Below are 25638 nucleotides of genomic sequence, written 5' to 3'. Positions count from 1 at the left end.
ACACTTCGCGGGCATGGTGAGAGTGAGCTGCGTCGATGGGACGACCCCGGGTGAGCGGCATGAGGCGTAGCGGTGTCCTCCGGAAGTATCTCGAGGACCTCCGGATCGACGTGGCGCTCGCGCTGCTGAAGCACGCCGACCTCTACATGCCTGTCCTTCTCCAGGGTGTGCCGCTCACCGGGCGCCTCGACCTGGCGGAGGCGGTCATCGGCCGAGCCGCCAGGATGGGGGTGTACTTCGCCGACGACCTTCTCATCAGCGCGGTCGGCGCCTGGCTGGAGGCGGGCCGCGTGCTCCCGGGGGCGGTGGTGGGCGTGATGCGGCGTACCGCGCAGCGCCTGCGGGCCGGGAGCGAGCTCCACGACCAGGTCGCCCTCCTGGGCCTCCCCGTGCTCAACCCCGGCGAGGTCTGGGCGGATCAGGTGCTCGCCGACCTGGCCGTGCTGGGGGAGGAGTGGCGGGAGCTGGTGGCGCACGCGATGACCGCCACCTCGGCCAAGCCCTCCGGCAAGTGGGAGGAGCGGGCGCGGCTGCTGCTCGGCGCGGCGGGCCGGGAAGCCGCGCGGGCGAGGATCGCCGGGTGGCTCGCCCTGGTGGGGCGGCCGCGGAGCCTGCCTGACCGCCATCTGGACGATGCCGCGTTCGACCCGTACAACGCGGTCGGCGTTCGCGGGCTGGTCTGGACGCTCGCCCTGCTGCCCGCGTCGCCGGACAGTGCGCGGTTGCTCGGGGACCTGGTCGAGACGGCGCTGCGCAAGGTGCCCGGGATCGGTGCGCGGCACCCCATGGTGGCCAACGCCGCCGTGTACGCGCTGTCCAGGTCCGAGGGGGAGGCGGCGCTGGCCCAGCTTGTCCGGCTGGCGACCCGGATCACCTACAAGGGCACGCTGAAGGTGCTCGGCGCGGCCCTCGACGCGCGGGCCGCGGCGCTGGGGCTGTCCCGGGAGGAGGTCGAGGAGCTGGCCGTACCGGCGTATGGGCTGACCGAGGTCGGGCGTAGGACGGAGGTGCTCGGGGAGGCGACGGCGGAGCTGGTCGTGGCCGGTTCCCGGGCGGTCGTCAGGTGGCGGAACGCGGCGGGGCGGGAGGTGAAGGCGCCGCCGGCGGGTGTCCGCCGCGACCACGCGGAGGCGCTGGGCGAGTTGAAGGCGTCGGTGAAGGACATCGACAAGATGCTCTCCGCGCAGGTCGAACGGCTTGACCAGCAGTTCCTGGCGCGGCGGGCCTGGCCGTACCGGAGCTGGCGGGCGCGGTATGTGGACCATCCGCTGGTCGGGACGCTGGGCAGGCGGCTGATCTGGCTCGTCGACGAGGTGCCCTGCGCGTACGCCGACGGGGAGCTGCGCGGCATCGATGACGCGCCGGTCGTCGCAGCCGGGGACGCCGAGGTGCGGTTGTGGCATCCGATCGGGCGGGACGCGGGCGAGGTGGCGGCCTGGCGGGACTGGCTGGAGCGGCACGCGATCACCCAGCCGTTCAAGCAGGCCCACCGCGAGGTCTACCCGCTCACGGCGGCCGAGGAGAACACGGGCGTCTACTCCAACCGGTACGCGGCGCACATCCTGCGCCAGCACCAGTTCCACGCGCTGGCCGCGCTGCGCGGCTGGCGGAACAAACTGCGGCTGACGGTCGACGACACCTGTCCTCCGGCCGTCCGGGAGTTGCCTCACTGGGGGTTGCGGGCCGAGTTCTGGGTCGAGGGCGACGGGGGCGAATACGGCGCCGACACCCTCGACTCGGTCGCCTACCTCCGGCTCGGCACCGACCAGGTGCGCTTCTATCCCCTCACCGCGCCCGAGAACCACGCCCAAGCCTGCGGCGGCGGGTACGAGCAGTGGCTGCGCGACGGCGAGGATCCGGTGGGGCCGCTTCCGCTGGAGCAGGTGCCCGCGCTGGTGTTCAGCGAGGTCATGCGGGACGTGGACCTGTTCGTCGGGGTCGCCAGTGTGGGGAACGACCCGGAGTGGCAGGACGGGGGGCCGGACGGGCGGTTCCGCGAGTACTGGACCTCCTACGGGTTCGGGGAGCTGTCGGGGAGCGCGCGGACCCGGTGGGAGGTGCTGGAACGGCTGGTGCCGAGGCTGGCGATCGGTGACCGGTGCGAGCTGGAGGGGCGGTTCCTGCGGGTGCGGGGCGAGCTCAGGACCTACCGGATCCACCTGGGGTCGGGGAACATCCTGATGGAGCCCAACGACGAGTACCTGTGCATCGTGCCCAAGCAGGCCGCCGAGACCGGCGCCGGGCAGGTGTTCCTGCCCTTCGAGGGGGACCGGGTGCTGGCGATCATCCTCAGCAAGGCGCTGCTGCTGGCGAAGGACACGGAGATCACCGACCCCACGATCACCCGGCAGATCCGCCGGTGGGAGGCCGGCGCGCTCGCCTAGGGGACTCTGGCGACGACACCCATCGGCTCCTGGGTGGAGCCGATGTCGAGGAACTGGCGCGTTCCCTGGCGGGCGAGCAGGTCCACGACCCGACGGGGGCGATTTCAGGAGGCCGGGGTGGAGCGCCGCGTGAGGTATCCCCTGAGGAAGACCAGGGGGGTGCCGATCAGTGACGCCAGCGCGCAGTAGAGCAGCGGCATGTCGGTGAAGGTGGCGAGCGTGAAGAACAGGATGGGGAGGATGACCAGGTCGTCGAGATAGGGGTGCGCGTCGCTCCAGGCGACCATGCGGTCCCAGATGAGCAGGCTCGTCGCCTGCAGGCCGTACAGGGTCCCGGCGGCGAGGCCCATGACGAGCCCGCGTTCGCCGGCCACGGCCAGTGACGCCAGCAGGGCGACCGGGAAGGCGAGCAGGCGGAGCCACAGAGGCGGGCGGGACCAGCCTTTGCGGGCCGGGGGAGCTTCGTCGTTCGAGTGCGTCATGGGGACCTCCAGGGGAGAACGGTTCACCCCGTAGGGCGTTCCATCCCGTTCCACGGCATTTGGGCAAGTGGTGGTCAAGGCGGATGCAAGCGCGTGCTCTTGACTGGAGGCAGGCGGGGGACCCTGGGAGGAGGCGCGCGCATGGCACCGGAGCTGGATGTCCGCCCATCGACCTGCGAGGGGAACGTTGAGTTCGCGCTCATGGCCGGAGAACGGGCCCTCGCCGTCGAGGGGAACCTGCGGGACGGCCGCCGCTGGTTCGACGCGGCCTACCTCGCCGCGCACCGCCTGGGGAACGGCCCGGGGATGGCCCGCGCGGCCCTCGGGCTCGGCGGCGTGTGGGTGCACGAACACCGCACGGCCGCGGACGCGGCGCTGGTGCGCGCCCGCCAGCACCAGGCGCTGGCCATGGTCCCCCCGAGATCCGTGCCGGCGCTCAGGTTGCGCGCCAGGCTGGCGGGGGAGGCCGACTACCGCGCGGGCGAGCACGCCGCGATCTTCGCGGTGCTCGCCGAGGCCAGGACCGTGGGCGACCCTGTGGCGCTGGCCGAGGCGCTGAGCCTGGCCCACCACTGCGTGCTCGGACCCGGCCACGGCGCGCTGCGGCTGGAGCTGGCCGAGGAGCTGATCGGCCTGGCCCCGCTCACCGGGCGTCGCGGCGACCTGCTCATGGGGCTGCTGTGGCGGACCGCCGACCTGTTCGCCGCCGCCGACCCGCACGCCGAGCGCTGCCTGTCGGAGCTGCGCGGCCTGCTCGCGGCCGAGGATCACCTGGCCGTCGGGTTCGTGGTCAGCGCCATGGAGGTCATGCTCGCCGTCCGGGCGGGCCGGCTCGCCCAGGCGGAACAGCTCGCGGCCGCCTGCGCCGAACGCGGCGCCGCGGCCGGCGACATCGACGCCACCGGCTGGTACGGCGGGCAGCTCGCCTCGATCCGCTGGTACCAGGGCCGCCTCGCCGAACTCCTGCCCACGCTGTCCGAGCTGGTCAACTCCCCGATGCTGAGCGCGGTGGACAACGCCTACTTCGCCGCCCTCGCGGTGGCCGCGGCGAGCGCGGGCGACCGGCGCCTGGCCGTGTCCATGCTGGCCCGCCTGCGCGGCCGGGACCTGGCCGACCTGCCCCGGTCGAGCAGCTGGCTGAGCACCATGTGCGGGGTGGTGGAGGCGGCCCACCTGCTGGCGGACGCCGACACCGCCGCGCGGGCGGCCACCCTGCTCGCCCCCTTCGCCGATCTGCCGATGATCGCCAGCCTGGGCGTCACCTGCTTCGGCTCGGTCCGGCAGGCCCTCGGCGTGGCCGCGCTCACCACGGGCGACGCCGACGCGGCGGCGGCGCACCTGCGCGCCGCCGTACACGACAACCTGGCGCTCGGCCACTGGCCCGCGGCGGTTCTGTCCCGCTGGCGGCTCGGCCAGGCGCTGGCGATCCGCCACGGCTCCCGCGACGAGCGGGCACGCGCCGAACTGGAGACCGCCACCCGGGAGGCCGGGGAACTGGGCATGGCGCTGCCCGCCTGCCGGGCGGCGGCAGAGGTCCGGGCGCCGATGATCGTGTGCCGCCGCAGGGGGCGGCAGTGGCGGATCGAGCTGGGCGGCCGGGTGGCGCTCGTCGAGCAGAGCGTCGGCATGCGGCACCTGGCGACGCTGATCGCCAACCCGGACAGCGAGATCCGCGCCTGCGACCTGGCCGCAGGACCCGGCGGCGGGCCGGACGACGGCGACGGCGCCTCGGCGCAGCCGCTCCTCGACGACCTGGCCAGGCGCACCTACCGGCAGCGCCTGGCCACCCTGCAGGACGAGATCGAGGAACTGGAGGCGATGAACGACGCCGAGCGCGCCGCCGCGCTGCGGGCCGAACGCGAGTGGCTGGTGGACGAGCTGGCCGCGGCCACCGGCATGGGCGGGCGCACCCGACGCTTCACCGGGCACGAGGAACGGGCCAGGATCGCGGTGGGCAAGGCGATCAGGCGGGCCGTGAACCGGATCGCCGCAGCGGACCCGGTGATCGGCGACGAACTTCGCGCCACGGTGCAGACCGGCCTGCGCTGCAGCTACCGGCCACGCTGAACCACCCCCGGGCCGCGTACGGCTACAGCGTGGAGGGCAGGCGGAGGTCGGCGAAGACGCCCCGGTGGTCCGTGCCGGGGACGTCGAGGATCTCGACCTGGGTGACGGACACCCGGCGGTCGGCCAGGACGTGGTCGATCGTGATGATCGGCGGTATCTTCCTGCCGTTCGGCCAGGTCGGCACCAAGCCCTTACCCACCTGGTCGGCCGCGTCGGCGTACCCCCGGTCCAGCAGGTCGCGCATCGCGCGGTGGTCCAGGCTGGCGTTGAAGTCGCCGGCCAGGACGCGGATCACGTCGGGGGAGGCCGAGGGGAAGGCGTCCAGCGCGGCGTTCCACTCGGCCTCCATACGGCCCAGCGGCGGGTTCGGGTGGATGGCGGCCACCTGCACCCGCTCGCCGGCGGGCAGCGTGAGGGTCGCGGCGGGCATGTTGTGCCCGATGGGGGTGAACAGATCGTCGAGCGGGGCGAGCGGGTGCTTGGCGAACAGGCCGCTGCCGGTCGCCCCCCAGTCGGCCTGCAGCACCCGGTGCGGCATGAGCGTGCCGAGCCCGGCCGCGTCGAGCTCCGTGACGCTCTCGGGGGTCAGCTCCAGGGCGCTGAACACGTCGGGCCGGTACTCGCGGACCAGCTTGACCACGGCCTGCGCGTCCGCCCGGCCGAACAGGTTGACGGTCAGCACCCGCAGTGGGGCGCCCGCGGCCTGTGGCGTACCGGAGCTGGCGTGGACGCTGTCGGCCGGGGCCGAGAACGCGCGCGGCGCGACCGTGGCGGCCAGCGCGAGGCAGGCGGCCAGGGCGACGGCCGCCGCCGGGCGGTTGCGCCTGACCACCAGCAGCGCGGTCAGCAGGGCCAGCACCACCGCGTACGGCGTCATCGTCATGAGCTGGGTGGGGAACGAGCCCTGCTCCAGGCCGCCGACCCGGACGATCGCCCAGAGGGCGAAGAACGTTGTCACGGTCCACGACAACCAGCGCCCGCGCCGCCTGGGACGCCGCGCGCCGGCGTCCTCGGGGATCGGCTTCGTCTCGGTTGTGATGCTCACCGTGTCGCTCGTCTCGCTAGTGCCGTGGTTTCCAGGCTTGACCCTAATCGGCGTTCGTGCAGCTTTGGTGCAGAGCCAGGGGCGTGGCGCCTTTGTCCACAGGCTTTGGCGGAGAGTGGCGAAGCGGTGACTTTGTGTGATCTTCTAGGGGGGAGGCAAGCGTGAAGGGGGCAGTCGGATGCGTTGCGGGCTCGGGGTGGCCGCGTCGCTGGTCTGCGTCGCGTCACTGGCCGCGGCCTGCGGGGCGGACGAGGAGGGGGGCGTGCCGGTGGTCAACCTGTACAACTCGCCGCAGCAGAACATCGACGCGATCGCCGACCGCTGCACCCGGCTGGCCGCCGGACGCTACCGGATCGTCGTCAACGTCCTGCCCCGCGACGCCGACGGCCAGCGCGAGCAGATGGTGCGCAGACTCGCCGCCGCCGACCCCGGCCTCGACGTCCTCGGCCTGGACGTGACGTGGACGGCCGAGCTGGCCCAGGCGGGCTGGATCCGCGAGTGGACGGGGGAGCACGCCGAGCGGGCGCGGGCGGGGACGCTGGCCAAGCCGCTGGAGACCGCGATGTGGCGGGGCAGGATGTACGCGGCGCCGTACACGACGAATGTGCAGTTGCTCTGGTATCGCGGGGATCTGGTGGAGCGGGCGCCGCGGACGTGGCGGGAGCTGATGGAGGCGGCAGCGAAGCTGGCCGCGCAGGGGAGGCCGCACTACGGCGAGGTGACCGGCGCGCAGTACGAGGGGCTGGTCGTCTGGTTCAACAGTGTGGTCGTGTCCGCGGGCGGGAGCATCCTGACGCCGGACGGGATGCGGGTCGCACTCGGGCCGCCCGCGCTCAAGGCGCTGCGGGTGATGCGCGACTACGCCAGGTCGAAGGCCGCCGACCCGTCGCTACCCAACACGCACGAGGACGAGGCGCGGCTCGCGGTCGAGGGGGGCAGGGCCGCCTTCGAGGTCAACTGGCCCTACGTGTACGCGTCGATGGCCGCCAACAAGCCGGAGCTGCTGCCGAGCTTCAGATGGGCGCCCTACCCGGGCATCGACGGGCCGGGGGCCTCGCCGCTCGGCGGCGCCAACTTCGCGGTCAGCCGCTACTCGCGGCACCCGGAGGAGTCGTTCCAGGCGGCGCTGTGCCTGCGGGACGCGGAGAGCCAGAAGACCGCCGCGGTCAAGGACGGGCTGCCGCCGACGATCGAGGCGGTCTACGACGATCCCGAGATGGTCAGGCCGTACCCGATGCGGCAGGCCATCCTCGACGCGCTGAAGAGCGCCGCGCCCCGCCCGAAGACCCCCACCTACCAGAACGTCTCGACGGTGACCTCGGCGATCCTGTCCCCGCCCGCCGCGATCGACCCGCCCGCCACGCTGGCCGAACTGCGGGAGCAGATCGCCGACGCGCTGCGGAGCAAGGGGGTGCTGCCGTGAGCCACCGGGCGGGCAGGGCACGGGCGCTGCTCAGCGAGGGCAAGCGGTCCGAGCGGCGGCTGGGGCTGTGGCTGAGCGCCCCCGCGATGATCATCATGGTCGCGGTGACCGGCTGGCCGATCATCTACTCGTTCCTGCTGTCGCTGCAGCGCAACGACCTGCGCTTCCCGCAGGACCAGGTGTGGATCGGCCTGGACAACTACGGCACGGTGCTGGCCAGCCCCTACTGGTGGAACGCGTTCTGGGTGACGATCCTGATCACCGTGGTCAGCGTGGCCGTCGAGCTGGTGCTGGGCATGCTGCTGGCGATCGTGATGTACCGCACGCTGGTCGGCAAGGGCCTGGTCCGCACGGTGATGCTGATCCCGTACGGCATCGTCACCGTGGCCGCCGCCTACGGCTGGAAGTACGCGTGGACGCCGGGCACCGGCTGGCTGGCGAACCTGCTGCCCGCGGGCAGCGCCCCGCTCACCGAGCGCGGCCCGGCGATCGCGATCATCATCGTGGCCGAGATCTGGAAGACCACGCCGTTCATGGCCCTGCTGCTGATGGCGGGCCTCGCCGTGGTGCCGGAGGAACTGCTGCGGGCCGCCTCCATGGACGGCGCGAGTCGCCGGCAGCGCTTCGTCCGGGTCACGCTGCCGCTGATGAAACCGGCCATCCTGGTGGCGCTGCTGTTCCGCACCCTGGACGCCTTCCGCATCTTCGACAACATCTACGTGCTGACCAACGGCGCGCAGGACACCAGCTCGGTGTCGATCACCGCCTACCACAACCTGATCGGCGGGCTGAACCTCGGCATCGGCTCCACGATGTCGGTGCTGATCCTGATCACCGTGGCGATCATCGCGTTCATCTTCATCAAGATGTTCGGGGCCGCCGCGCCCGGAGGTGACGGCCGATGAAGGCCAGATGGGCGCTCGTCGACCTGGTGGTCCTGGTCTACGCGCTGGTGCCGGTGCTGTGGATCGTGTCGCTGTCGTTCAAGGACCCCAGCACGTTCACCGACGGCTCGTTCGTCCCGACCCGGTGGACGTGGGCCAACTACTCCGGCATCTTCCGGAACGACGACTTCACCCGCGGCCTGATCAACTCGATCGGGATCGGGCTGATCTCCACGTTCGTCGCGATCCTGTTCGGCACCATGGCCGCCTACGCGGTGGCCCGGCTGACCTTCCCCGGCAAGAAGGTGCTGGTCGGCTTCTCGCTGCTGATCGCGATGTTCCCGCAGATCTCGCTGGTGACGCCGCTGTTCCAGATCGAGCGCGGTCTCGGGCTGTTCAACACCTGGCTGGGGCTGATCCTGCCGTACATCACCTTCGCGCTGCCGCTGACCATCTACACGCTGTCGGCGTTCTTCCGGGAGATCCCCTGGGAGCTGGAGAAGGCGGCCAAGATGGACGGGGCCACCCCGTTCCAGGCGTTCCGGCAGGTCATCGCACCGCTGGCGGCGCCCGGCATGGTGACCACCGCCATCCTGGCCTTCATCACCTGCTGGAACGACTTCCTCTTCGCCATCTCGCTGACCTCCTCCAACGCGGCCAGGACCGCCCCGGCGACGATCTCGTTCTTCACCGGCAGCTCGCAGTTCGAGGATCCGACGGGGTCGATCTCGGCGGCGGCCGTGGTCATCACCGCACCCATCGTGATCTTCGTGCTGTTCTTCCAGCGCCGGATCGTGGCCGGCCTCACCTCAGGAGCCGTGAAGGGTTGACCGATGGCTGAGATCGTCCTCGACGGAGTGACCAAGAGATACCCCGACGGCACCACCGCCGTCGACCGCTTCGACCTGCGGATCGCCGACCACGAGTTCGTCATCCTGGTCGGCCCCTCGGGCTGCGGGAAGTCCACCACGCTGAACATGATCGCCGGCCTGGAGGACATCACCGAGGGCGAGCTGCGCATCGACGGCGCGCGGGTCAACGAGAAGGCGCCGCGCGACCGCGACATCGCGATGGTCTTCCAGTCCTACGCCCTCTACCCGCACATGACCGTGCGGGAGAACATCGCCTTCCCGCTCAAGCTCGCCAAACTGGCCAAGACCGAGATCGACGCCAAGGTCGAGCACGCGGCCGACCTGCTCGACCTCAAGCCGCACCTCGACCGCAGGCCCGCCAACCTGTCCGGCGGCCAGCGGCAGCGGGTCGCGATGGGCCGCGCCATCGTGCGCAGCCCGAAGGCGTTCCTCATGGACGAGCCGCTGTCCAACCTCGACGCCAAGCTGCGGGTGCAGATGCGCACCTCCATCTCGCGCCTGCAGAAGAACCTCGGCACGACCACGGTGTACGTCACGCACGACCAGACCGAGGCGATGACCCTCGGCGACCGGATCGTGATCATGCGCTCGGGCCTGATCCAGCAGGTGGGCGCCCCGCAGGAGCTGTACGACCACCCCGCCAACCTGTTCGTGGCCGGATTCATCGGCTCCCCGTCGATGAACTTCCTGCCCGCCGAGGTGTCCGAGGGCGGCCTGCGCACCGGGATCGGCACCATCCCGCTCGGCGACCGGGTGCGCCGGGCGATGGCCACCCGGCGCGTGCCCGGCGAGGTGATCGTCGGGCTCCGGCCCGAGGCGTTCCAGGACGCTGCCCTCGCCGGCGACCCCGGCCACGGCGGCACGTTCACCGACAGCGTGGACATCCTGGAGTCGATGGGGTCGGAGAAGCTCGCCTACTTCACGCTGGAGTCGGGCGCCGCCCAGTCCGAGCACCTCGCGGAGGTGGCCAGGGACGCCGGCGCCGACGACGTGCCCGGAGTGGTGCAGATCGTCGCCCAGCTCGACCCGAAGTCGGCGGCGCGCGAGGGGCGGCCGATGAAGATCTGGTTCGACTCCGACGCCGTCCACCTGTTCGACCCGAAGAGCGGGAGCAACCTCACGGAGGTGTGAGGGGGAGCCGGGCGGTCACCTCGAAGCCGCCCTCGTCGCCGGGGCCCGCGGTCAGGGTGCCGCCGTGCGCCTCGGCGCGGGCGCGCATGGCGGCGATTCCGCTCTCGGGGCCCTGCTCGGCGGGGGAGGGGCCGTCGTCGGTCACCCGCAGGGTGAGCTCGGCTCTGCCGTACCCGATCTGGATGGTGGCGGTCGCGCTGGGGCCCGCGTGGCGCAGGACGTTCGTGAGGGCTTCCTGGGCGATCCGGTAGGCCGCGTGGCTGAGCGGCGCCGGGAGGTAGGCGGGCTCGCCGTCCCGCTCCGGCCGTACGGCCAGCCCGGCCTGGCGCATCGCGTCCAGCAGCGCGTCCAGCCGGTCGAGGCCGGGGCTCTCGCCGTGCAGCAGGCCCGTGGTGGACTGCAGCTCGCGCAGCGCCGCCCTGCTCGCCGTTCTGATCGCCCGCAGCGCCGCGACCGCCTCGGCCTCCTCCTCGTTCAGCAGGTGCAGCGCGGCCGAGGACTGCACGCCGATGCCCGCCATGCTGTGGCCCACCACGTCGTGCAGCTCGCCCGCCAGCCTGAGCCGCTCGCGCGCCTCGGCGCTCTCGGCGCGGGCGCGGGCCAGCTCGCGCCTGCTCCGGACGACCTCGGCGGCCAGCAGCGCGGTCGTGGGCAGCACGAGGCAGGCGGCGGCCAGGGCGGCGCGCTCGCGTAAGGCCTGGCCGGGCCAGGTGGCCACGGCGACCACCGCCAGCGCCACCCCCACGGCGGCCGGCGCCCAGAGGCGGCGGGCGAGCAGGGCGTGCAGAAGGCGGCGATTGGTGGGCATCGCAGGCGACTCTACGGCAGCGCGGCCGGTGAGCTCCGGCCGGTTCGTCAGGTGGGCACCCGTTCCAGCAGGCTCTTCAGGTCGTCGGCGTGCTCCTCCTCCTTGGCCAGGAGCTCCTCGAACACCCTGCGGGTGGTGACGTCCTTGTCGCCGAGCCACTGGATGATCTCGGTGTAGGAGGCGATGGCGACCCGCTCCGCGACCAGATCCTCCTTGATCATCTCCTTGAGGCCCAGGCTGGCGTCGTACTGCGAGTGCGACCGGCCGGAGAGCGTGTCGGGGTCGAAGTCCGGAGCGCCGCCGAGTTGCACGATCCTGGCGGCCAGCTTGTCGGCGTGCTCCTGCTCCTCGCCGGCGTGCTCCAGGAACTCCTGGGCCACGGACTCGGCCTGGATGCCCGAGGCGGTGTAGTAATGGCGCTTGTAGCGCAGGACGCAGACGAGCTCGGTGGCCAGGGCCTCGTTGCACACCTGGATCACGCGCTCCAGGTCGGCACCGTAGGCGTCGGTGATCGGACCCTTGCCGATCTCCGCCCTCGCGCGCTCGCGGATGGTGTTGATGTCGGTCAGGAACTCAGCCATGGCCCGCATATGCCCGCGCAGCGGGGCACGATGCTCACGCCCTGGCAAACAGGCGTGCATCTTGCGATCACTTGGGATTGACCAGCCCGCTTCGGGGCAATCGGTGTGACCATGAGCACCGTTGCCGAGCAGTTCGTCGAGGTCCTGCTTCAGGCGGGCGTCCAGCGCATCTACGGGGTGGTGGGCGACAGCCTGAACCCCGTGGTCGACGCCATCCGCCGGGCCAAGGGCATCGAGTGGATCCACGTCCGCAACGAGGAGGCGGGCGCGTTCGCCGCCTCGGCGGAGGCGCAGGTGACCGGCAGGCTGGCGGTCTGCGCCGGAAGCTGCGGCCCCGGCAACACCCACCTGATCCAGGGCCTGTACGACGCCCACCGCAGCGGCGCGCCGGTGCTCGCGCTGGCCTCGCACATCGAGAGCGAGCAGATCGGCACCGAGTTCTTCCAGGAGACCCACCCCGAGCGGCTGTTCGTCGAGTGCAGCCACTTCTGCGAGATGATCAGCACGCCCGCGCAGCTCCCGCGGGTGCTGCGCGGCGCGGTGCAGCAGGCCGTCGGTTACGGCGGTGTCTCGGTGGTCGTGCTGCCCGGCGACGTGGCCCAGGAGGAGGCGGCGGCGCCGACCGGCTCCAGCGACCTGCTGGTCCGGCGCGGCACCCTGCACCCGCCGGACGCCCAGGTCGCCGAGCTGGCCGCCGCGATCAACGCGGCGAAGAAGGTGATGCTGTACTGCGGGGCCGGCACGCGCGACGCCCACGACGAGGTGATGACGCTGGCCGGGCGCGCGCTCTCGCCCGTGGGGCACACGCTGCGCGGCAAGGAGTGGATCCAGTGGGACAACCGCTACGACGTGGGCATGAGCGGCCTGCTCGGCTACGGCGCCTGCCACACGGCGATGCACGAGGCCGACCTGGTGGTGCTCCTCGGCACCGACTTCCCCTACGACAGCTTCCTGCCCGGCCGCCGCACGGTCCAGGTGGACCACGACGCCGGACGGCTCGGCCGGCGCACCCCGCTGGACCTGGCCGTGCACGGCGACGTCGGCCAGACGCTGCGCACTCTGCTGCCGCAGGTGGAGCGCAAACACGACCGGTCCTTCCTCGACCGGATGCTGCGCGAGCACGCCAAGGCGCTCGAACAGGTGGTCGGCGCCTACGCGGGCGGCCTGAAGGACCGCAGCCCGATCCACCCGGAGTACGTCGCCGACGTGCTGGACGAACTGGCCGCCGACGACGCCGTGTTCACCGTGGACACCGGCATGTGCAACGTCTGGGCGGCCCGCTACCTCACGCCGAACGGCCGGCGCCGGGTGATGGGCTCGTTCCTGCACGGCTCGATGGCCAACGCGCTGCCGCACGCGATCGGGGCGCAGTTCGCCGACCGGCGCCGGCAGGTCGTGTCGATGTCCGGCGACGGCGGGCTCGGCATGCTGCTCGGCGAACTGCTCACGGTCAAGCTGCACGACCTGCCGGTGAAGATCGTGGTGTTCAACAACTCCTCGCTCGGCATGGTCAAGCTGGAGATGCTGGTGGACGGCCTGCCGGACTTCGGCACCGACCACGCCCCGGTCGACTACGCGGCGATCGCCAGGGCCGTCGGCCTCGAAGCGGTCCGGGTGGAGCGGCCGAGCGACGTCCGGGACGTGCTGGCCACCGCGCTGGCCTTGCCGGAGGCGTGCCTGGTCGACGTGGTGACCGATCCCGACGCGCTGTCCATGCCGCCGAACATCTCCGCCGCCCAGGTGAAGGGGTTCGCGCTGGCGGCGGGCAAGATCGTGCTCGGCGGCGGGGTGGGCCGGATGCTCGACCTGGCGCGGTCGAACCTGCGCAACATTCCGAGGCCCTGACTCACGAGTAGAGGCGCAGCAGGTCCTCTTCGGTCTCCCGCCTGACCACCGCGCGGGCTCCGCCGTCGCGCACCGCGACCACGGCCGGGCGCGGCACGTGGTTGTAGTTGCTGGCCATGGAGCGCTGGTAAGCGCCCGACACCGGCACCGCCAGCAGGTCGCCCGGGGTCAGGTCGGCGGGCAGCGGCAGGTCGCGGACCAGCACGTCGCCGCTCTCGCAGTGCTTACCCACCACGGTGACCGGCCGCGGCCCGGCCGTCGAGGCGCGCGAGGCCAGGGCGGCGATGTAGTTCGCGTCGTACATCGCGGGCCTGGGGTTGTCGCTCAGGCCGCCGTCGACGCTGACGAAGTCGCCCTTGATGGTGCCGACCTCGTAGATCGCCACCGTGGAGGGCCCGGCGATGGACCTGCCCGGCTCGACGGCCAGGTGCAGCCCGCCGGTCTCCTTCTGCAGCGCGGCGACCAGCTCGGCGGGGGTGGGCGGGAGGGGGTCGCCGGGGACGTAGCCGATGCCGAGGCCGCCGCCGAGGTCCAGGCGGGTGACCTGGTAGCCGTGCTCGGCCTCCACGGCGGCGACGAAGTCGGTCATGCGGGCGGCGGCCAGGCGGAAGGAGTCGGTTTCGAGGATCTGGGAGCCGATGTGGGAGTGCAGGCCGTACAGCTCCAGGGAGGGCTCGGACAGGACGTGCGCGACGGCGCGCATGGCGAGGCCGGCGCTGAGGGAGAAGCCGAACTTGGAGCCGTCGCCGCCGGTGGCGATGAAGGCGTGGGTGTGCGGGTCGACGCCGGGGGTCACCCGGATCATGACGCGCTGGCGGACGCCCAGCTCGCGGGCGATCGCGGCGAGGCGGTCGATCTCGGTGAAGGAGTCGACGACGACGCAGCCGATGCCCCACTCGACGGCCTTGCGCAGCTCGGCGGGCGACTTGTTGTTGCCGTGGAAGACCACCCGCTCGGGCGGCATCCCGCCGGCTCGCGCGACGGCCAGTTCGCCGCCGGTGCAGACGTCGAGGGACAGGCCGAGCTCGGCCAGCCAGCGGACCACCTCGGGGCAGAGGAAGGCCTTGCCGCCGTAGTGGACGTCGCCGTCGGGCAGCGCGTCCAGCCAGCTCAGGCAGCGCTCCTTGAAGTCGGCCTCGTCGATGACGTACAGCGGTGTGCCGTACTCCGCGGCCAGCGCCCGCACGCCGACGCCACCCAGGGTCAGCTCACCGCCGGACCACGACGCGGTACGCGGCCACACGTTCTCGATCACCAGACTCATGGGACGGAAGCCTAGGGAAGCTCGCGCGGGCTCCCGGTGGAGCATCCAGGGATTCGATGCTCAGGCTCGTAAGCCTTCACGACTGTTGGGCTGGTAGCGGAACGTCGCGACTATGTCCCTCACTGTTGTGAATGTGGAGGAACCATGCGGAAACACCTGGTCATCGCCCTGGTGGCCGTCTGCGCGCTGGGCGTGGGATGCGGTCGCTCGACGTCCGGTACGGCCGCGCCGACCGCCTCGGCCGCCAGCGGGAAGAGTGCCAAGGAACTGGTTCCCGCCAAGGTCCGCGAGTCGGGCGAGCTGCGGGTCGCCACGTCGGAGGGCTACCCCCCGATGGAGATGTACAAGCCCGGCACCCGCGAGCTCACCGGCGTCGACCCCGACCTGGCCACCGCCATCGGCAAGCAGCTCGGCCTCACCACCAAGATCACCAACGCCGCCTTCGACGGCCTGATCCCCGGCCTGCAGGGCGGACGCTGGGACCTGGTCATGTCCTCGATGAGCGACCTGGAGCAGCGGCGCAAGGCCGTCGACTTCGTCGACTACTTCAACGCCGGCGGCTCGCTCATGGTCAAGAAGGGCAACCCCGAGGGCATCAAGACCCTGGAGGACCTCTGCGGCAAGAAGGTCGTGCTGGCCAAGGGCAGCTCCAACCTGGAGATCGGCCAGAAGCAGAACGAGAAGTGCGCGCAGAAGATGGAGATCCTGCAGAGCGAGGACGCCCCGACCGGCCTGCTCACCATCGACTCGGGCCGTACCGTCGCCACCATCGTCGACTCGCCGGTCGCCTACATGTACGCCAACGACACCGGCAAGTACGAGGTCCTGGCCGAGCAGTACGAGGCCGGACCGTGGGGCATCGCCATCGACAAGCGGCAGACCGAACTGCGTGACGCCGTCGCCAAGGCGCTGCAGGAGCTGATCGACAGCGGCGAGTACAAGGCGATCCTCGACAAGTACAAGGTGACGCCCAACGCCGTCACCAAGGTCACGATCAACGCCGGCGCGTCGTGACGCCCGAACTTCCGATCGACGCGGTGAAGCCGCCCCGGCCGGGGCGGATCGTCGCCGCGGTGGTGGCGGCGTTCGCCCTCGCCTGGCTGCTCTACACGATCATCGTCAACGAGAACCTGCACTGGGACATCGTCGCGGAGTATCTGTTCGACGGCCGGGTCATCGGCGGCCTGTGGATCACGATCGCGCTGACCATCCTGTCCATGCTGATCGGCGTCTCGCTCGGCATGCTCGCCGCGGTCATGCAGCTGTCCGACAGCTCCGTGCTGCGCGGCGCGTCCGGCCTGTACACGTGGTTCTTCCGCGGCACCCCGCTGCTGGTCCAGCTCATCTTCTGGTTCAACATCGGGCTGCTCTTCCCGGAGATCGGCCTCGGCATCCCGTTCGGCGGGCCGATGTTCCTGCAGTGGGGGGCCAACGAGCTGATCACGCCGTTCACCGCGGCGCTGCTCGGCCTGGCCATCAACGAGGGCGCCTACATGGCCGAGATCGTCAGGGCGGGCATCCGCTCGGTCGACCCCGGTCAGCGCGAGGCCGCCGAGTCGCTCGGCATGTCGCACGCGAAGATCCTGCGCCGTATCGTGCTGCCCCAGGCCATGCGAGTGATCATCCCGCCGACCGGCAACCAGTTCATCTCGATGCTCAAGACCACCTCCATGGTCTCGGTCATCGCCGGCGCGGAACTGCTCACCGTGTCGCAGCGGATCTACCTCGAGAACTTCGAGGTGATCGCGCTGCTCGTGGTCGCCTCGGTCTGGTACCTGCTGCTGACCAGCGTGGCCAGCGTCGGCCAGCACTTCCTGGAGAAGCGCTTCAGCAGGGGGGAGAGAACATGACGATGGTGAGCATCAGGTCCGTCCGCAAGTCGTACGGCAAGCTCGAGGTGCTCAAGGGCGTCAGCCTCGACGTGCCCGAAGGCGGCGTGGCCTGCGTGGTCGGCCCTTCGGGCTCGGGCAAGTCGACGCTGCTGCGCTGCGTGAACCGCCTGGAGACCATCGACTCCGGCCGGGTCTGGGTGGATGGCGAGCTCATGGGCTTCCGCGAGAAGGGCGACAAGCTGCACCTGCTCAGGCCCGAGGAGCTGTGCCGCCAGCGGGAGAAGATCGGCATGGTCTTCCAGCGCTTCCACCTGTTCCCGCACCGCACGGCGCTGGAGAACGTGATGGAGGGCCCGTGCGGGGTCAAGGGCGTGTCCCAGGACAAGGCGCGGGTTCAGGCCAGGGAGTTGCTCGCCAGGGTCGGGCTGGCCGACCGCGCGGGCCACTACCCGGCGCAGCTGTCCGGCGGTCAGCAGCAGCGGGTGGCGATCGCCCGCAGCCTGGCCATGAACCCCAAGGTCATGCTCTTCGACGAGCCGACCAGCGCGCTCGACCCCGAACTCGTGCAGGAGGTGCTCACCGTGATGCGCGATCTCGCCACGAGCGGGATCACCATGATCGTGGTGACGCACGAGATGGGGTTCGCCAGGGAGGCGGGCGACCACCTCGTGTTCATGGACGATGGGATGATCGTGGAGGAGGGGAAGCCGCGCGAGGTGCTGGCCAACCCCGTGCACGAGCGCACCCGTGCGTTCCTCGGGCAGGTGTTGTGAACCTCGACCTGCTCCTTGCCGGTGGCCTGGTGGCCGACGGCACGGGCGCGCCTTCGCGGCGCGCGGACGTCGGCGTCGTCGGCGACCGGATCGTCCTGCTTCCCCCTGAGCCCGACGGCCAGGGCCCGGACGCGGCCGAGGTGATCGACTGTGCCGGGCTGGTCGTGACGCCCGGCTTCATCGACGTGCACACCCACTCCGACGCGGCCACGCTGCTCGGCGAGCACGCCGCCGCCCTCGCCGCGGCGCCCGTGCTGATGGGCGTCACCACCGAGATCGCCGGGAACTGCGGCTCCAGCCTCTTCCCGGCGCTGCCCGAGCGGCTGGACGCGATGCGTGAGTCCAGCCGCGCCACCTTCGGCGGCGAAGTACCGATATTTCGGGACTACGGGGGGTTCGCTGCGGCGCACCGGGCCACCCCCAGGCCCAACCACCTGACCTCGCTCGTCGGCCACGGCACGCTCCGGGCGGGCGTCGTCGGGTACGCGGACCGGCCGGCCACCCCGGACGAGCTCGACACCATGTGCGCGCTGCTCGACGAGGCGCTGGCGGCGGGCGCGGCCGGACTGTCGACCGGCCTCATCTACACCCCGGGCACCTACGGCGACACCGCCGAGGTCGTCGCCCTGGCGAAGGTCGCGGCCCGGTACGGCCGGCCGTACGTCACCCACCTGCGCGACGAGATGTCCCGCGTCGAGGAAGCCCTCGAAGAGGCCGTCGAGATCGCCCGGAAGAGCGGCGCCGCCCTGCAGATCTCGCACCACAAGACCGCGGGCAAGCACGCCTGGGGCAGGACCGAGCGCACCCTGCCGAGGATCGCCGAACTGCGCGCGAGCGGCCTGGACGTCACCTGCGACGTCTACCCCTACACCGAGGGCAGCACGACCCTGTCGGCCATGCTGCCGCCGTGGGCCAACGACGGCGGCACCGAGGCACTGCTGGCGCGCCTCAGGGACGGCGGCGAGCGGGCCAGGATGCGCGCCGCCATCGCCGACGGGGTGCCCGGCTGGGAGAACACCGTCGGCAACGGCGGCTGGGACCGCATCTCGATCGCGGGCGCGCCCCGCCATCCCGAGCTGGAGGGCCGCACGATCGCCGAGCTCGGCGGCGACCCGCTGGACACGGTCGCGGACCTGCTCATCGCCGAGCGCGGCCAGGTGACGATCATCAGCCACTCGATGCGCGAGGACGACGTGGTCCGGGTGCTCGGCAGCGAGTTCTCCATGATCGGCTCGGACGGCGTGCCCAAGCCGGGGCATCCGCACCCGCGCCTGGCCGGCACCTTCCCCCGGGTGCTCGGCCGTTACGCGCGCGAGCAGGGATTGTTCCCGCTGGAGAAGGCCGTGCACAAGATGACCGGCATGGCCGCCGAACGCTTCGGGCTGACCGGCCGGGGCGTCGTGCGCGACGGCGCGCACGCGGATCTGGTCGTCCTAAACCCCGTGACGGTGGCCGACGGCGCCACCTATGCTGAGCCGTTGCTCCCGCCCGTGGGTCTGCACGCCGTCATCGCCGCCGGACAGGTGGTGGCGCGCGACGGCGTCCTCACCGGCGCACTCCCCGGAAGGATCGTCAGCCTGTGAGACAGCTCGAAGAGATCGCCTGCCCCGGCACGCTGGCGGTCAGCGTCCGCGAGATCGGCGGCAGGCGCGCGCTCTCCCGGGACCAGGACGTGGAGCTGCCACTGGCCAGCGTCGGCAAGCTGCTGCTGCTGGCCGAGGTGGCGATGAGCATCGAGGGCGGCATCCTGCGGCCCGAGGAGCAGGTCGAGCTGTGCGACGAGGACTACTGCGAGGGCTCGGGCCTGCTGCTCGGCATGTCCGGGCGCACCTGGACGGTCGGCGACCTGGCCCTGCTCACCGCGGCGGTCAGCGACAACACCGCGACCAACGCGCTGCTGCGCCGGGTCGGCGTCGACCGGGTCAACGCCGCCGCCTCGGCCCTGGGCCTGTCCAGGACCAGGCTGCTGGACCGGATCAGGGAGCCGCGCGGGCCCGAGCACCCGCCGACGTTCGCCCTCGGCACCGCGGCCGAGCTGGCCCACCTGGCCTGCCTGGTGGCCGGCGATCTCGGCTGGCAGGCGCTGATGCGCGAGTGGATGACGGCCAACACCGACCACGGGCTGGTGCCCGCGTTGCTCGGGCACGACCCCGAGAGCGACTGGCTGGCCAACAAGACCGGCACCGACGTCGGTGTCCGGGCCGATGTCGGCATCGTCCGCGGCCGGGTCGCCTACGCCGTGCTCGCCCACGGCGAGCCCGGCTCCGACCAGGAACTGGCGGCCGCCGTACGGCAGGCGGGGCTGGTCATCGCGGCCTCAGCGGAGTCCTGGATCGAGTGAGTTGCGCAACTGCGCCGAGGCGGTGCGCAGGTAGGCGATGAAGGACCGGGCGGCCGGGTTGGGATTGGTCGGCCGCCTGGCCACGCCGATCCTGCGGAACAGCTGCGGGGTCAGCAGGCGGCAGGTCTGTACGCCGGTGGCCCCGTGCAGGCCGAGGCTCGGCACCAGGGCGACGCCGAGCCCGGCCCGCACCAGGCCGAGCGTCACCTCGTAGTGGTCGCTGCGGCAGCGGATCTGCGGGGTGAAGCCCTCCAGCATCGCGGCCCGCTCCAGGATGGAGACCGGGTGCTCGGCGCCGAAGGTGGTGATCCACGGCTGGTCGGCCAGGTCGGCCAGCCGTACCTTGGGGCGCATGCCGGCGCTGTGCCCGGTGGGCACGACCAGCAGTTGCGGCTCGTCGAACAGGTGCAGCACCTCCACCCCGTCGGGGCAGCTCCACGGGTCGAGCGCGTGCTCGAAGACGACCAGCACGTCCAGCGCGCCGCGCTCCAGGTCGGACATGAGCTCGAACGGCTGGCCCTCCGCCAGGTCGAGCGCGACGCTCGGGTAGCGGGAGGCGAAGCGGGCCAGCGCCAGCGGCAGCAGCCGGTAGCCCGCCGAGGCGAAGAAGCCGATGCGCAGTTCGCCCGAGTCGACCCTGGCCTGGGCCAGCAGGTCCTTCTCGGCCGATTCGATGATGTCGACGACCTCCTGGGCGCGCACGGCGAGGCGACGCCCGGCCTCGGTCAGCCGCAGGCTCTGCGCGTTGCGTTCGACGAGGCCGACGCCGGCCTCGTCCTCCAGTCGGGCCAGTTGGTGGGACACGGCCGAGGGCGACAGCTTCAGCACCCTGGCCGCTCCGGCGATGCTGCCCGTCCTGAAGACCTCCAGCAGCACCCTCAGGCGATTACTACTCAGCACGTGCCCCAGGGTAGGTCACCTGGTGGAACCGAGTTTCGCCGAGATGCGTGCGGCGGCCTCCGCGACCAGCGGCCCGAGGGTGCGCACCCGGGCGGCGGTGATCCGCGAGGTGAGCCCAGAGACCGAGATGGCTGAGCGGGCGGCGTCGTGGTGGTCGAAGACGGGGGCGGCCACGCAGCGGACCTCGGGCTCGTTCTCGCGGTCGTCGACGGCGTAGCCGTACCGTCTGATCCTGGTCAGTTCGGCGCGCAGGCGGGCCGGGTCGGTGATGGTGTGCTCGGTGCGCGGCGGCAGGCCCGCGCCGATGACCTCGTCGATGGCGGGCTCCGGCTGCCAGGCCAGGATCGCCTTGCCGACCGCGGTGCTGTGCGCCGGGCCCCTGCTGCCGATGCGCGAGCCCATCCGGACCGTGGCCTCGTGCTCCACCTTGTCGACGTAGACGACGTGCGGTGGGTCGTAGACGACCAGGTGCACGGTCTCGTGCGCCTCGCTCATCAGCCGGTGTGACTCTTCGGCGGCCACCGTGCGCAGGTCGAGCGCGGCCAGGTAGGTCTGGCCGAGGTGCAGGGCGCCGTGGCCGAGGCGGTAGGCGCCGGTCCGCCGGTCGCGTTCGAGCAGCCCGGACTCCAGCAGCGGCGTGGTCAGCCTGAGCACGCTGCTCTTGGCCAGGCCGAGCGCCTCGGCGAGCCGGGTGAGGGACAGGCCCTGCTCGCCGGTCGCGTGGTCGCGGACGTGCTCCAGTACGGCCAGCCCCCGGCGCAGGGAGGCCGAGCGATTCCGTTCCCCTGACACGCAGGCCATTGTGCACTGCACAACAACTCCCGCGGAGGTCTTCACGCACCTCTCCCGCCTTCCTAGGGTCAGCGTCGAGGAGGTATTAGTGAAGTTTCTTTACTGTGCCGCGGCTGGAGTCGCCCTCCTGGCGCTGGCCGCCTGCGCCCCTTCCACCGCTCCCACCACGGGCGGCGGCGACGAGAAGACCGGAACGCTCCGGGTGTGGCTGTTCGACGAGCCCAACCGCGCCCCCAAAGAAAAGGTGATCAACGAGGCGATCCAGGAGTTCACGGCCGCGAACGCGGGGGTGAAGGTCGAGGTGACCTACATCCCGACGACGCCCGCCAGGCACGAGAAGTTCAAGGGCGCCTTCAACGACCCGGCGAGCGCGCCGGACGTGGCCGAGTACGGCAACACCGACCTGGCTGAGTACGCCACCGCGGGCGGCTTCGCCGACCTGAGCGCCGACCTCACGAGCCAGGACCTGACCGCCGACCTGGTCAAGTCCGCCACGGTCGACGGCAAGCTGTACGGCCTGCCCTGGTTCATCGGCATCCGCGCCCTGTACTACCGCACCGACGTCTTCACCGACCTCGGCCTCAAACCCCCGACCACCCTGACCCAGCTCACCGAGTCCGCCCGCACCATCCGCGCCAAGAAACCCGACCTGTACGGCATAGCGGTAGGCGGCGAGTACACCTTCGGCGCGCTGCCCTTCGTCTGGGACGCCGGCGGCGACATCCAGAGCCTCGACAGCGCCGAGTCCCGCAAGGGCGTCAAGGCCTACACCGACCTGCTGGCCGACGACGTCTGCCCGCCCCAGGCCTGCGCGGGCCTGACCGGCGGCAAAACCGTGGAGCTGTTCGCCAGTGGCAAGGCGGCCATGGGCATCCTGGGCAACTTCAGCCGCTCGGCCGTGGACGCGGGCGCGGCGGCGGGCAAGTACGCCGTGGTGCCGCTGCCGGGCTCGGCCGAGGGCTCGATCGCGCCCGCCTTCGCCGGGGGCAACAACCTCGGCGTCATGAAGAACGCCGCGCACAGGTCCCTGGCGGTCAAGTTCGTGCAGCTTCTCGGCGGCAAGGCGTACCAGGCCAAGATGTACGACGCCATGGGCAACCTGCCGACGCTGACCTCGGCCCGGGAGGAGGTCGCGGCCAGGGAGCCGTTCCTCAAGCCGTTCCTGGAGACCGTGGCCAAGGGCACCCGGTTCGTGCCGATCGACCCGGCCTGGGTGAAGATCGACAACGGTAAGGTCATCCCGACCATGCTGCAGAAGGTCGCGACCGGTCGGGCGACGGTCGACCAGGCGACCACGGAGGCGGCCGCGGCCGTCAAGTCGGCCTTCGGCGGGTCGTGAGGCACGCTCGGCCGCGGGCATGGCTCTACCTGCTGCCCGCGGCCGCCGTCCTGGTCCCGCTGTTCGGCTACCCGATCTACATGCTGGGCCTGCTGTCGGTCTTCGACTACCGGCAGGCCCAGGTCAGCGGCGGTGAGCCGACCAGCTTCGTCGGGTTCGCCAACTACGCCAGGCTGCTCGGCGACGAGCGCTTCTGGTCGGTGCTCGGCCAGACCGTGGTGTTCGCCGCCGCCCTCGTCGCCGCCACCCTGGCCGTCGGCGCGTTCCTGGCCGTGGTCCTCACCCGGGCCGGTCGCGTCCCGGGGCTGCTGCTGTCGCTGGCCGCGCTGGCGGCCTGGGCGGCCCCGGCGATGACCGGCTCCACGGTCTGGATGTTCCTCTTCGACGCCGACCTCGGCCTGGTCAACCAGGTGCTCGGCATCGAGGGGTACAGCTGGTTCTACGACAAATGGGTCACCTTCGGGGTGGTCGGCGCGACCGTGGTGTGGCACTCCTTCCCCCTGGTCATGCTCACCCTCTACGCGGGCATCCAGGCCATCCCCGCCTCGGTGCTGGAGGCCGCCTCGCTCGACGGCGCCTCGGCCTGGCAGTCGTTCTGGAAGGTCGTCGTCCCGGTGCTGCGGCCGCTGATCACCATCGTGGTGATCCAGTCGATCATCTGGGACTTCAAGATCTTCACCCAGATCTACGTGATGACCAGCGGCGGCGGCATCGCCGGGCAGAACACGGTGCTCAACGTCTACGCCTACCAGACCGCCTTCGGCTCCTCGGAGTACGGCCTCGGCTCGGCGATCGGCGTGATCATGACGCTCATCCTGCTCGTCGTCACCCTCGTCTACATCCGCATGCTCTACCGCTCGGGGGAGAGGCTGTGAGCAGGTCCCGTCTGGCGGCCGACACGGTGGCCGTCGTCGTCGCGTTCCTCACCGCGTTCCCGATCTACTGGATGGTCCTGTCGGCGCTCAAGCCCGCCGGCGAGATCCAGTCGCTGGACGTCCGCCCGTGGACGCTGTCGCCCACCCTCGACCACTTCGAGCGGGTGCTCACCGGCGAGAACTTCGGCCGCTACCTGCTCAACAGCGCCGCCGTGGCGCTGACCGTCGTCGTGCTGTCCGCCCTGGTGGCCTTCCTCGCCGCCGTCGCGGTGACCAGGTTCCACTTCAAGTTCCGCACCACCGTGCTGATCATGTTCCTGATCGCCCAGATGGTGCCGGTCGAGGCGCTGACCATCCCGCTGTTCTTCCTCATGCGCGACCTGGGCGTGCTCAACACGCTGGCCTCGCTGGTGCTGGTGCAGCTCGCCTTCTCACTGCCGTTCGCGATCTGGATGATGCGCGGCTTCGTCGCGGCGGTCCCCGAGTCGCTGGAGGAGGCCGCGATGATCGACGGCGCCAGCCGCCCGGTGGTGCTCTGGCGGATCCTGTTCCCGCTGGTCGCGCCCGGCCTGGTAGCGACCAGCGTGTTCTCCTTCATCACCGCGTGGAACGACTTCCTCTTCGCCAGGACCTTCATCATCTCGGCCAAGGACAGCCAGACCCTGCCCGCCGCCCTGCTGGTGTTCTTCAAACCGGACGAGAACGACTGGGGAGGGATCATGGCGGCCTCGACGCTGATGACGATCCCGGTGCTGATCTTCTTCGTCGCGGTCCAGCGCAAGCTGGTGTCAGGTCTTGGAGGCGCCGTGAAGGACTGACACCTCGTGCCGGTCGCCGGGGGCCAGGAACTCCAGCAGGCGGGCCGCCTCCTCGGTGACCGCCGCCAGGTCCGCGGCGGAGAACGGGTCCCACTGGTGGATCGAGAGCGTGGTGGTGCCCTTGGCCCTGCTGGTCGTCCAGTCGCCCGCGGTGAAGCCGTCCAGCAGGATCATCCGGGGCTGCACGTTCGCCTTGACGAACGCGGGGAACACCGCCCTGGCCCGCTCGGTGATCACCCGCGACCGGTCGGCGTGCGACAGGAACAGGTTGTCGTAGTCGTACATCAGCCGCGCCGGGGCGGGCGTGTCCGCGGGAGGTTGGGGAGCGTCGGGCAGGTCGTAGAGGGCCGTGCCGTCGTCGGCGCGGAAGCGGGCCAGCTCCAGAGACTCCACCACCTCAGCCAGCCGGGTCAGCCCCGACCAGGTCTGCACGTCCTTGACCGAGGCCGGGCCGAACGCGGCGAGGTAGCGCAGCACCATCTCCGCCGGGGGCATCGGCGGCTCCTGCGCGCCCAGCCAGTGCTCGGCGCTGGTGTGCGCGACCGGCCCGCTGCGCCCCCACAGCCCGCGCGGCGGCACCTGCACCAGCGGCACCCGCCACCGCAGGCCCTGGCCGAGCGCGTGCGGATCGTGGTCCGGCCAGCGCCCGTTCAGCGCCTTGCCCAGCTCGGCGAAGGTCATCGGCCGCTCCTCCACCAGCGAGCGCCCGAGCGCGGCCAGCTCGTCCAGGTCGACGCCGTCCAGTTGCTTGCCGAACGTCGACCTGGTCATCCGCCCGGTGACCGGTTCGAGCAGCGGCCGCATCGCCAGGCAGTCGCGCGCGCCGACCAGGTGGATGGTCGAGCGCATCAGCGCGACGCGGACCAGCTCGCGCCCGGCCAGCAGATCCGAGGCGTCCTCCGCCCGGAAGTTCTCGATGCGGTTCCACAGCCCCGTGTACCAGGTGTGCGGGGTCTGCGCCTGCAGGCCCGCCAGGTGGTCGACCATCTCGGCGGTGGACAGCCCCGACCTGCTCAGCAGGTGCTGGCGGTGCAGGGTGGCACGGTTCAGGTCGAGGCGGGTGAGAACGGGTTCCATGGGATACACGCTAGATCGCTGATGTGAAATTCGGGTTAGTGATCGTAGGCGGTCAGGGACCGTTTCACGGGTGCGCCGGTGTTCCAGTTGTGCCAGATGACGGCG

23 protein-coding genes are annotated in these 25638 nt (G+C 71.4%); 15 read left to right on the top strand and 8 right to left on the bottom strand.

The genetic code is table 11. From position 1 onward, the window contains the following. Window positions 1-59 precede the first annotated feature (59 nt). Window positions 60-2384, top strand: coding sequence for a DUF4132 domain-containing protein (locus ABZ911_RS36150; RefSeq protein WP_358066689.1), 2325 nt, complete (start codon window positions 60-62; stop codon window positions 2382-2384). 104 nt (window positions 2385-2488) lie between these two features. Here the strand turns inward: ABZ911_RS36150 and ABZ911_RS36145 are convergent, their stop codons facing one another. Further along, on the bottom strand, window positions 2489-2866 hold the full coding sequence (locus ABZ911_RS36145) for a hypothetical protein (RefSeq protein WP_358066686.1): 378 nt from the start codon (window positions 2864-2866) through the stop codon (window positions 2489-2491). A gap of 141 nt (window positions 2867-3007) precedes the next feature. Between ABZ911_RS36145 and ABZ911_RS36140 the strand changes: the two genes are divergently transcribed. Further along, window positions 3008-4933, top strand: coding sequence for a hypothetical protein (locus ABZ911_RS36140; protein ID WP_358066683.1), 1926 nt, complete (start codon window positions 3008-3010; stop codon window positions 4931-4933). 22 nt (window positions 4934-4955) lie between these two features. On the opposite strand, the gene ABZ911_RS36135 is transcribed toward ABZ911_RS36140, so the two are convergent. Continuing rightward, complete coding sequence (locus tag ABZ911_RS36135) at window positions 4956-5978, bottom strand: endonuclease/exonuclease/phosphatase family protein (protein ID WP_358066680.1); 1023 nt, start codon at window positions 5976-5978, stop codon at window positions 4956-4958. A 178-nt stretch (window positions 5979-6156) separates the two neighbouring features. Here ABZ911_RS36135 and ABZ911_RS36130 point away from each other — a divergent pair, with 178 nt between their 5' ends. The 4 genes from ABZ911_RS36130 to ugpC are packed head-to-tail and all read left to right on the top strand — an operon-like array spanning window position 6157 to window position 10288. Further along, complete coding sequence (locus ABZ911_RS36130; protein ID WP_358066677.1) at window positions 6157-7401, top strand: ABC transporter substrate-binding protein; 1245 nt, start codon at window positions 6157-6159, stop codon at window positions 7399-7401. Beyond that, window positions 7398-8306: a sugar ABC transporter permease gene (locus tag ABZ911_RS36125; RefSeq protein WP_358066674.1), complete on the top strand. Its 909-nt coding sequence runs from the start codon at window positions 7398-7400 to the stop codon at window positions 8304-8306. The genes ABZ911_RS36130 and ABZ911_RS36125 overlap by 4 nt, the downstream gene beginning before the upstream one ends. Then, a complete protein-coding gene (locus tag ABZ911_RS36120) occupies window positions 8303-9115 on the top strand; it encodes a carbohydrate ABC transporter permease (RefSeq protein WP_358066671.1) in 813 nt (270 codons plus the stop codon). The genes ABZ911_RS36125 and ABZ911_RS36120 overlap by 4 nt, the downstream gene beginning before the upstream one ends. 3 nt (window positions 9116-9118) lie before the next feature. Next, entirely contained in the window at window positions 9119-10288 is a 1170-nt protein-coding gene (gene ugpC / locus ABZ911_RS36115) for a sn-glycerol-3-phosphate ABC transporter ATP-binding protein UgpC (protein ID WP_358066668.1), read from the top strand. Here ugpC and ABZ911_RS36110 read toward each other — a convergent pair. Together ABZ911_RS36110 and ABZ911_RS36105 are read right to left on the bottom strand one after the other, a co-directional pair. Beyond that, window positions 10275-11096, bottom strand: a complete 822-nt coding sequence (locus ABZ911_RS36110; protein WP_358066665.1) for a histidine kinase — start codon at window positions 11094-11096, stop codon at window positions 10275-10277. The genes ugpC and ABZ911_RS36110 overlap by 14 nt on opposite strands. Window positions 11097-11143: 47 nt before the next feature. Continuing rightward, window positions 11144-11677, bottom strand: a complete 534-nt coding sequence (locus ABZ911_RS36105) for a ferritin-like domain-containing protein (protein WP_358066662.1) — start codon at window positions 11675-11677, stop codon at window positions 11144-11146. A gap of 111 nt (window positions 11678-11788) precedes the next feature. On the opposite strand from ABZ911_RS36105, the gene ABZ911_RS36100 reads away from it, so the two are divergent. Continuing rightward, window positions 11789-13522: a pyruvate dehydrogenase gene (locus ABZ911_RS36100; protein WP_358066660.1), complete on the top strand. Its 1734-nt coding sequence runs from the start codon at window positions 11789-11791 to the stop codon at window positions 13520-13522. Between the two features lies 1 nt (window position 13523). On the opposite strand, the gene lysA is transcribed toward ABZ911_RS36100, so the two are convergent. After that, window positions 13524-14786, bottom strand: a complete 1263-nt coding sequence (lysA, locus tag ABZ911_RS36095) for a diaminopimelate decarboxylase (RefSeq protein ID WP_358066657.1) — start codon at window positions 14784-14786, stop codon at window positions 13524-13526. A gap of 144 nt (window positions 14787-14930) precedes the next feature. Between lysA and ABZ911_RS36090 the strand changes: the two genes are divergently transcribed. From ABZ911_RS36090 to ABZ911_RS36070, 5 genes are read left to right on the top strand one after another with little or no spacing between them, the layout of a single operon-like run. After that, entirely contained in the window at window positions 14931-15800 is an 870-nt protein-coding gene (locus ABZ911_RS36090; protein ID WP_358066654.1) for an ABC transporter substrate-binding protein, read from the top strand. Continuing rightward, window positions 15797-16636, top strand: coding sequence for an amino acid ABC transporter permease (locus ABZ911_RS36085; RefSeq protein WP_358066651.1), 840 nt, complete (start codon window positions 15797-15799; stop codon window positions 16634-16636). The genes ABZ911_RS36090 and ABZ911_RS36085 overlap by 4 nt, the downstream gene beginning before the upstream one ends. Further along, entirely contained in the window at window positions 16633-17391 is a 759-nt protein-coding gene (locus tag ABZ911_RS36080) for an amino acid ABC transporter ATP-binding protein (protein WP_358066648.1), read from the top strand. Before ABZ911_RS36085 ends, ABZ911_RS36080 begins: the two co-directional genes overlap by 4 nt. Further along, on the top strand, window positions 17388-18974 hold the full coding sequence (locus tag ABZ911_RS36075; RefSeq protein ID WP_358066645.1) for an amidohydrolase family protein: 1587 nt from the start codon (window positions 17388-17390) through the stop codon (window positions 18972-18974). The genes ABZ911_RS36080 and ABZ911_RS36075 overlap by 4 nt, the downstream gene beginning before the upstream one ends. Continuing rightward, the gene (locus ABZ911_RS36070; protein WP_358066643.1) at window positions 18971-19732 is read left to right on the top strand and encodes a serine hydrolase; all 762 of its coding nucleotides are present in this window, start codon (window positions 18971-18973) and stop codon (window positions 19730-19732) included. Before ABZ911_RS36075 ends, ABZ911_RS36070 begins: the two co-directional genes overlap by 4 nt. Here the strand turns inward: ABZ911_RS36070 and ABZ911_RS36065 are convergent. After that, a complete protein-coding gene (locus ABZ911_RS36065) occupies window positions 19709-20632 on the bottom strand; it encodes a LysR family transcriptional regulator (RefSeq protein ID WP_358066640.1) in 924 nt (307 codons plus the stop codon). The two genes, ABZ911_RS36070 and ABZ911_RS36065, sit on opposite strands and share 24 nt — an antisense overlap. 15 nt (window positions 20633-20647) lie before the next feature. After that, on the bottom strand, window positions 20648-21433 hold the full coding sequence (locus tag ABZ911_RS36060; protein WP_358066637.1) for an IclR family transcriptional regulator: 786 nt from the start codon (window positions 21431-21433) through the stop codon (window positions 20648-20650). A 79-nt stretch (window positions 21434-21512) separates the two neighbouring features. Here ABZ911_RS36060 and ABZ911_RS36055 point away from each other — a divergent pair, with 79 nt between their 5' ends. The 3 genes from ABZ911_RS36055 to ABZ911_RS36045 are packed head-to-tail and all read left to right on the top strand — an operon-like array spanning window position 21513 to window position 24456. Next, window positions 21513-22763, top strand: coding sequence for an extracellular solute-binding protein (locus ABZ911_RS36055; protein WP_358066634.1), 1251 nt, complete (start codon window positions 21513-21515; stop codon window positions 22761-22763). Further along, window positions 22760-23638 carry a sugar ABC transporter permease gene (locus tag ABZ911_RS36050; RefSeq protein ID WP_358066631.1) on the top strand — a complete coding sequence of 293 codons (879 nt, stop codon included), beginning with the start codon at window positions 22760-22762 and terminating at the stop codon, window positions 23636-23638. Before ABZ911_RS36055 ends, ABZ911_RS36050 begins: the two co-directional genes overlap by 4 nt. After that, complete coding sequence (locus tag ABZ911_RS36045; RefSeq protein WP_358066629.1) at window positions 23635-24456, top strand: carbohydrate ABC transporter permease; 822 nt, start codon at window positions 23635-23637, stop codon at window positions 24454-24456. The genes ABZ911_RS36050 and ABZ911_RS36045 overlap by 4 nt, the downstream gene beginning before the upstream one ends. Here the strand turns inward: ABZ911_RS36045 and ABZ911_RS36040 are convergent. After that, complete coding sequence (locus ABZ911_RS36040; RefSeq protein ID WP_358066626.1) at window positions 24427-25533, bottom strand: winged helix DNA-binding domain-containing protein; 1107 nt, start codon at window positions 25531-25533, stop codon at window positions 24427-24429. The genes ABZ911_RS36045 and ABZ911_RS36040 overlap by 30 nt on opposite strands. Between the last annotated feature and the right edge of the window lie 105 nt (window positions 25534-25638).

This window comes from Nonomuraea sp. NPDC046570, assembly GCF_040645915.1.
Lineage (GTDB): Bacteria > Actinomycetota > Actinomycetes > Streptosporangiales > Streptosporangiaceae > Nonomuraea.
Note: the sequence above shows the minus strand (reverse complement) of the source record. Positions and strands in the feature narration are given on the sequence as shown.

Excerpts from the sequence above, each read along its gene's own strand:
- ABZ911_RS36110 (WP_358066665.1), bottom strand. The coding sequence starts at position 11,096 with ATGCCCACCAATCGCCGCCTTCTGCACGCCCTGCTCGCCCGCCGCCTC.
- ABZ911_RS36120 (WP_358066671.1), top strand. The coding sequence starts at position 8,303 with ATGAAGGCCAGATGGGCGCTCGTCGACCTGGTGGTCCTGGTCTACGCG.
- ABZ911_RS36150 (WP_358066689.1), top strand. The coding sequence starts at position 60 with ATGAGGCGTAGCGGTGTCCTCCGGAAGTATCTCGAGGACCTCCGGATC.
- ABZ911_RS36080 (WP_358066648.1), top strand. The coding sequence starts at position 16,633 with ATGACGATGGTGAGCATCAGGTCCGTCCGCAAGTCGTACGGCAAGCTC.
- ABZ911_RS36090 (WP_358066654.1), top strand. The coding sequence starts at position 14,931 with ATGCGGAAACACCTGGTCATCGCCCTGGTGGCCGTCTGCGCGCTGGGC.
- ABZ911_RS36145 (WP_358066686.1), bottom strand. The coding sequence starts at position 2,866 with ATGACGCACTCGAACGACGAAGCTCCCCCGGCCCGCAAAGGCTGGTCC.
- ABZ911_RS36100 (WP_358066660.1), top strand. The coding sequence starts at position 11,789 with ATGAGCACCGTTGCCGAGCAGTTCGTCGAGGTCCTGCTTCAGGCGGGC.
- ABZ911_RS36040 (WP_358066626.1), bottom strand. The coding sequence starts at position 25,533 with ATGGAACCCGTTCTCACCCGCCTCGACCTGAACCGTGCCACCCTGCAC.
- ABZ911_RS36105 (WP_358066662.1), bottom strand. The coding sequence starts at position 11,677 with ATGGCTGAGTTCCTGACCGACATCAACACCATCCGCGAGCGCGCGAGG.
- ABZ911_RS36060 (WP_358066637.1), bottom strand. The coding sequence starts at position 21,433 with ATGGCCTGCGTGTCAGGGGAACGGAATCGCTCGGCCTCCCTGCGCCGG.
- ABZ911_RS36130 (WP_358066677.1), top strand. The coding sequence starts at position 6,157 with ATGCGTTGCGGGCTCGGGGTGGCCGCGTCGCTGGTCTGCGTCGCGTCA.
- lysA (WP_358066657.1), bottom strand. The coding sequence starts at position 14,786 with ATGAGTCTGGTGATCGAGAACGTGTGGCCGCGTACCGCGTCGTGGTCC.
- ABZ911_RS36140 (WP_358066683.1), top strand. The coding sequence starts at position 3,008 with ATGGCACCGGAGCTGGATGTCCGCCCATCGACCTGCGAGGGGAACGTT.
- ugpC (WP_358066668.1), top strand. The coding sequence starts at position 9,119 with ATGGCTGAGATCGTCCTCGACGGAGTGACCAAGAGATACCCCGACGGC.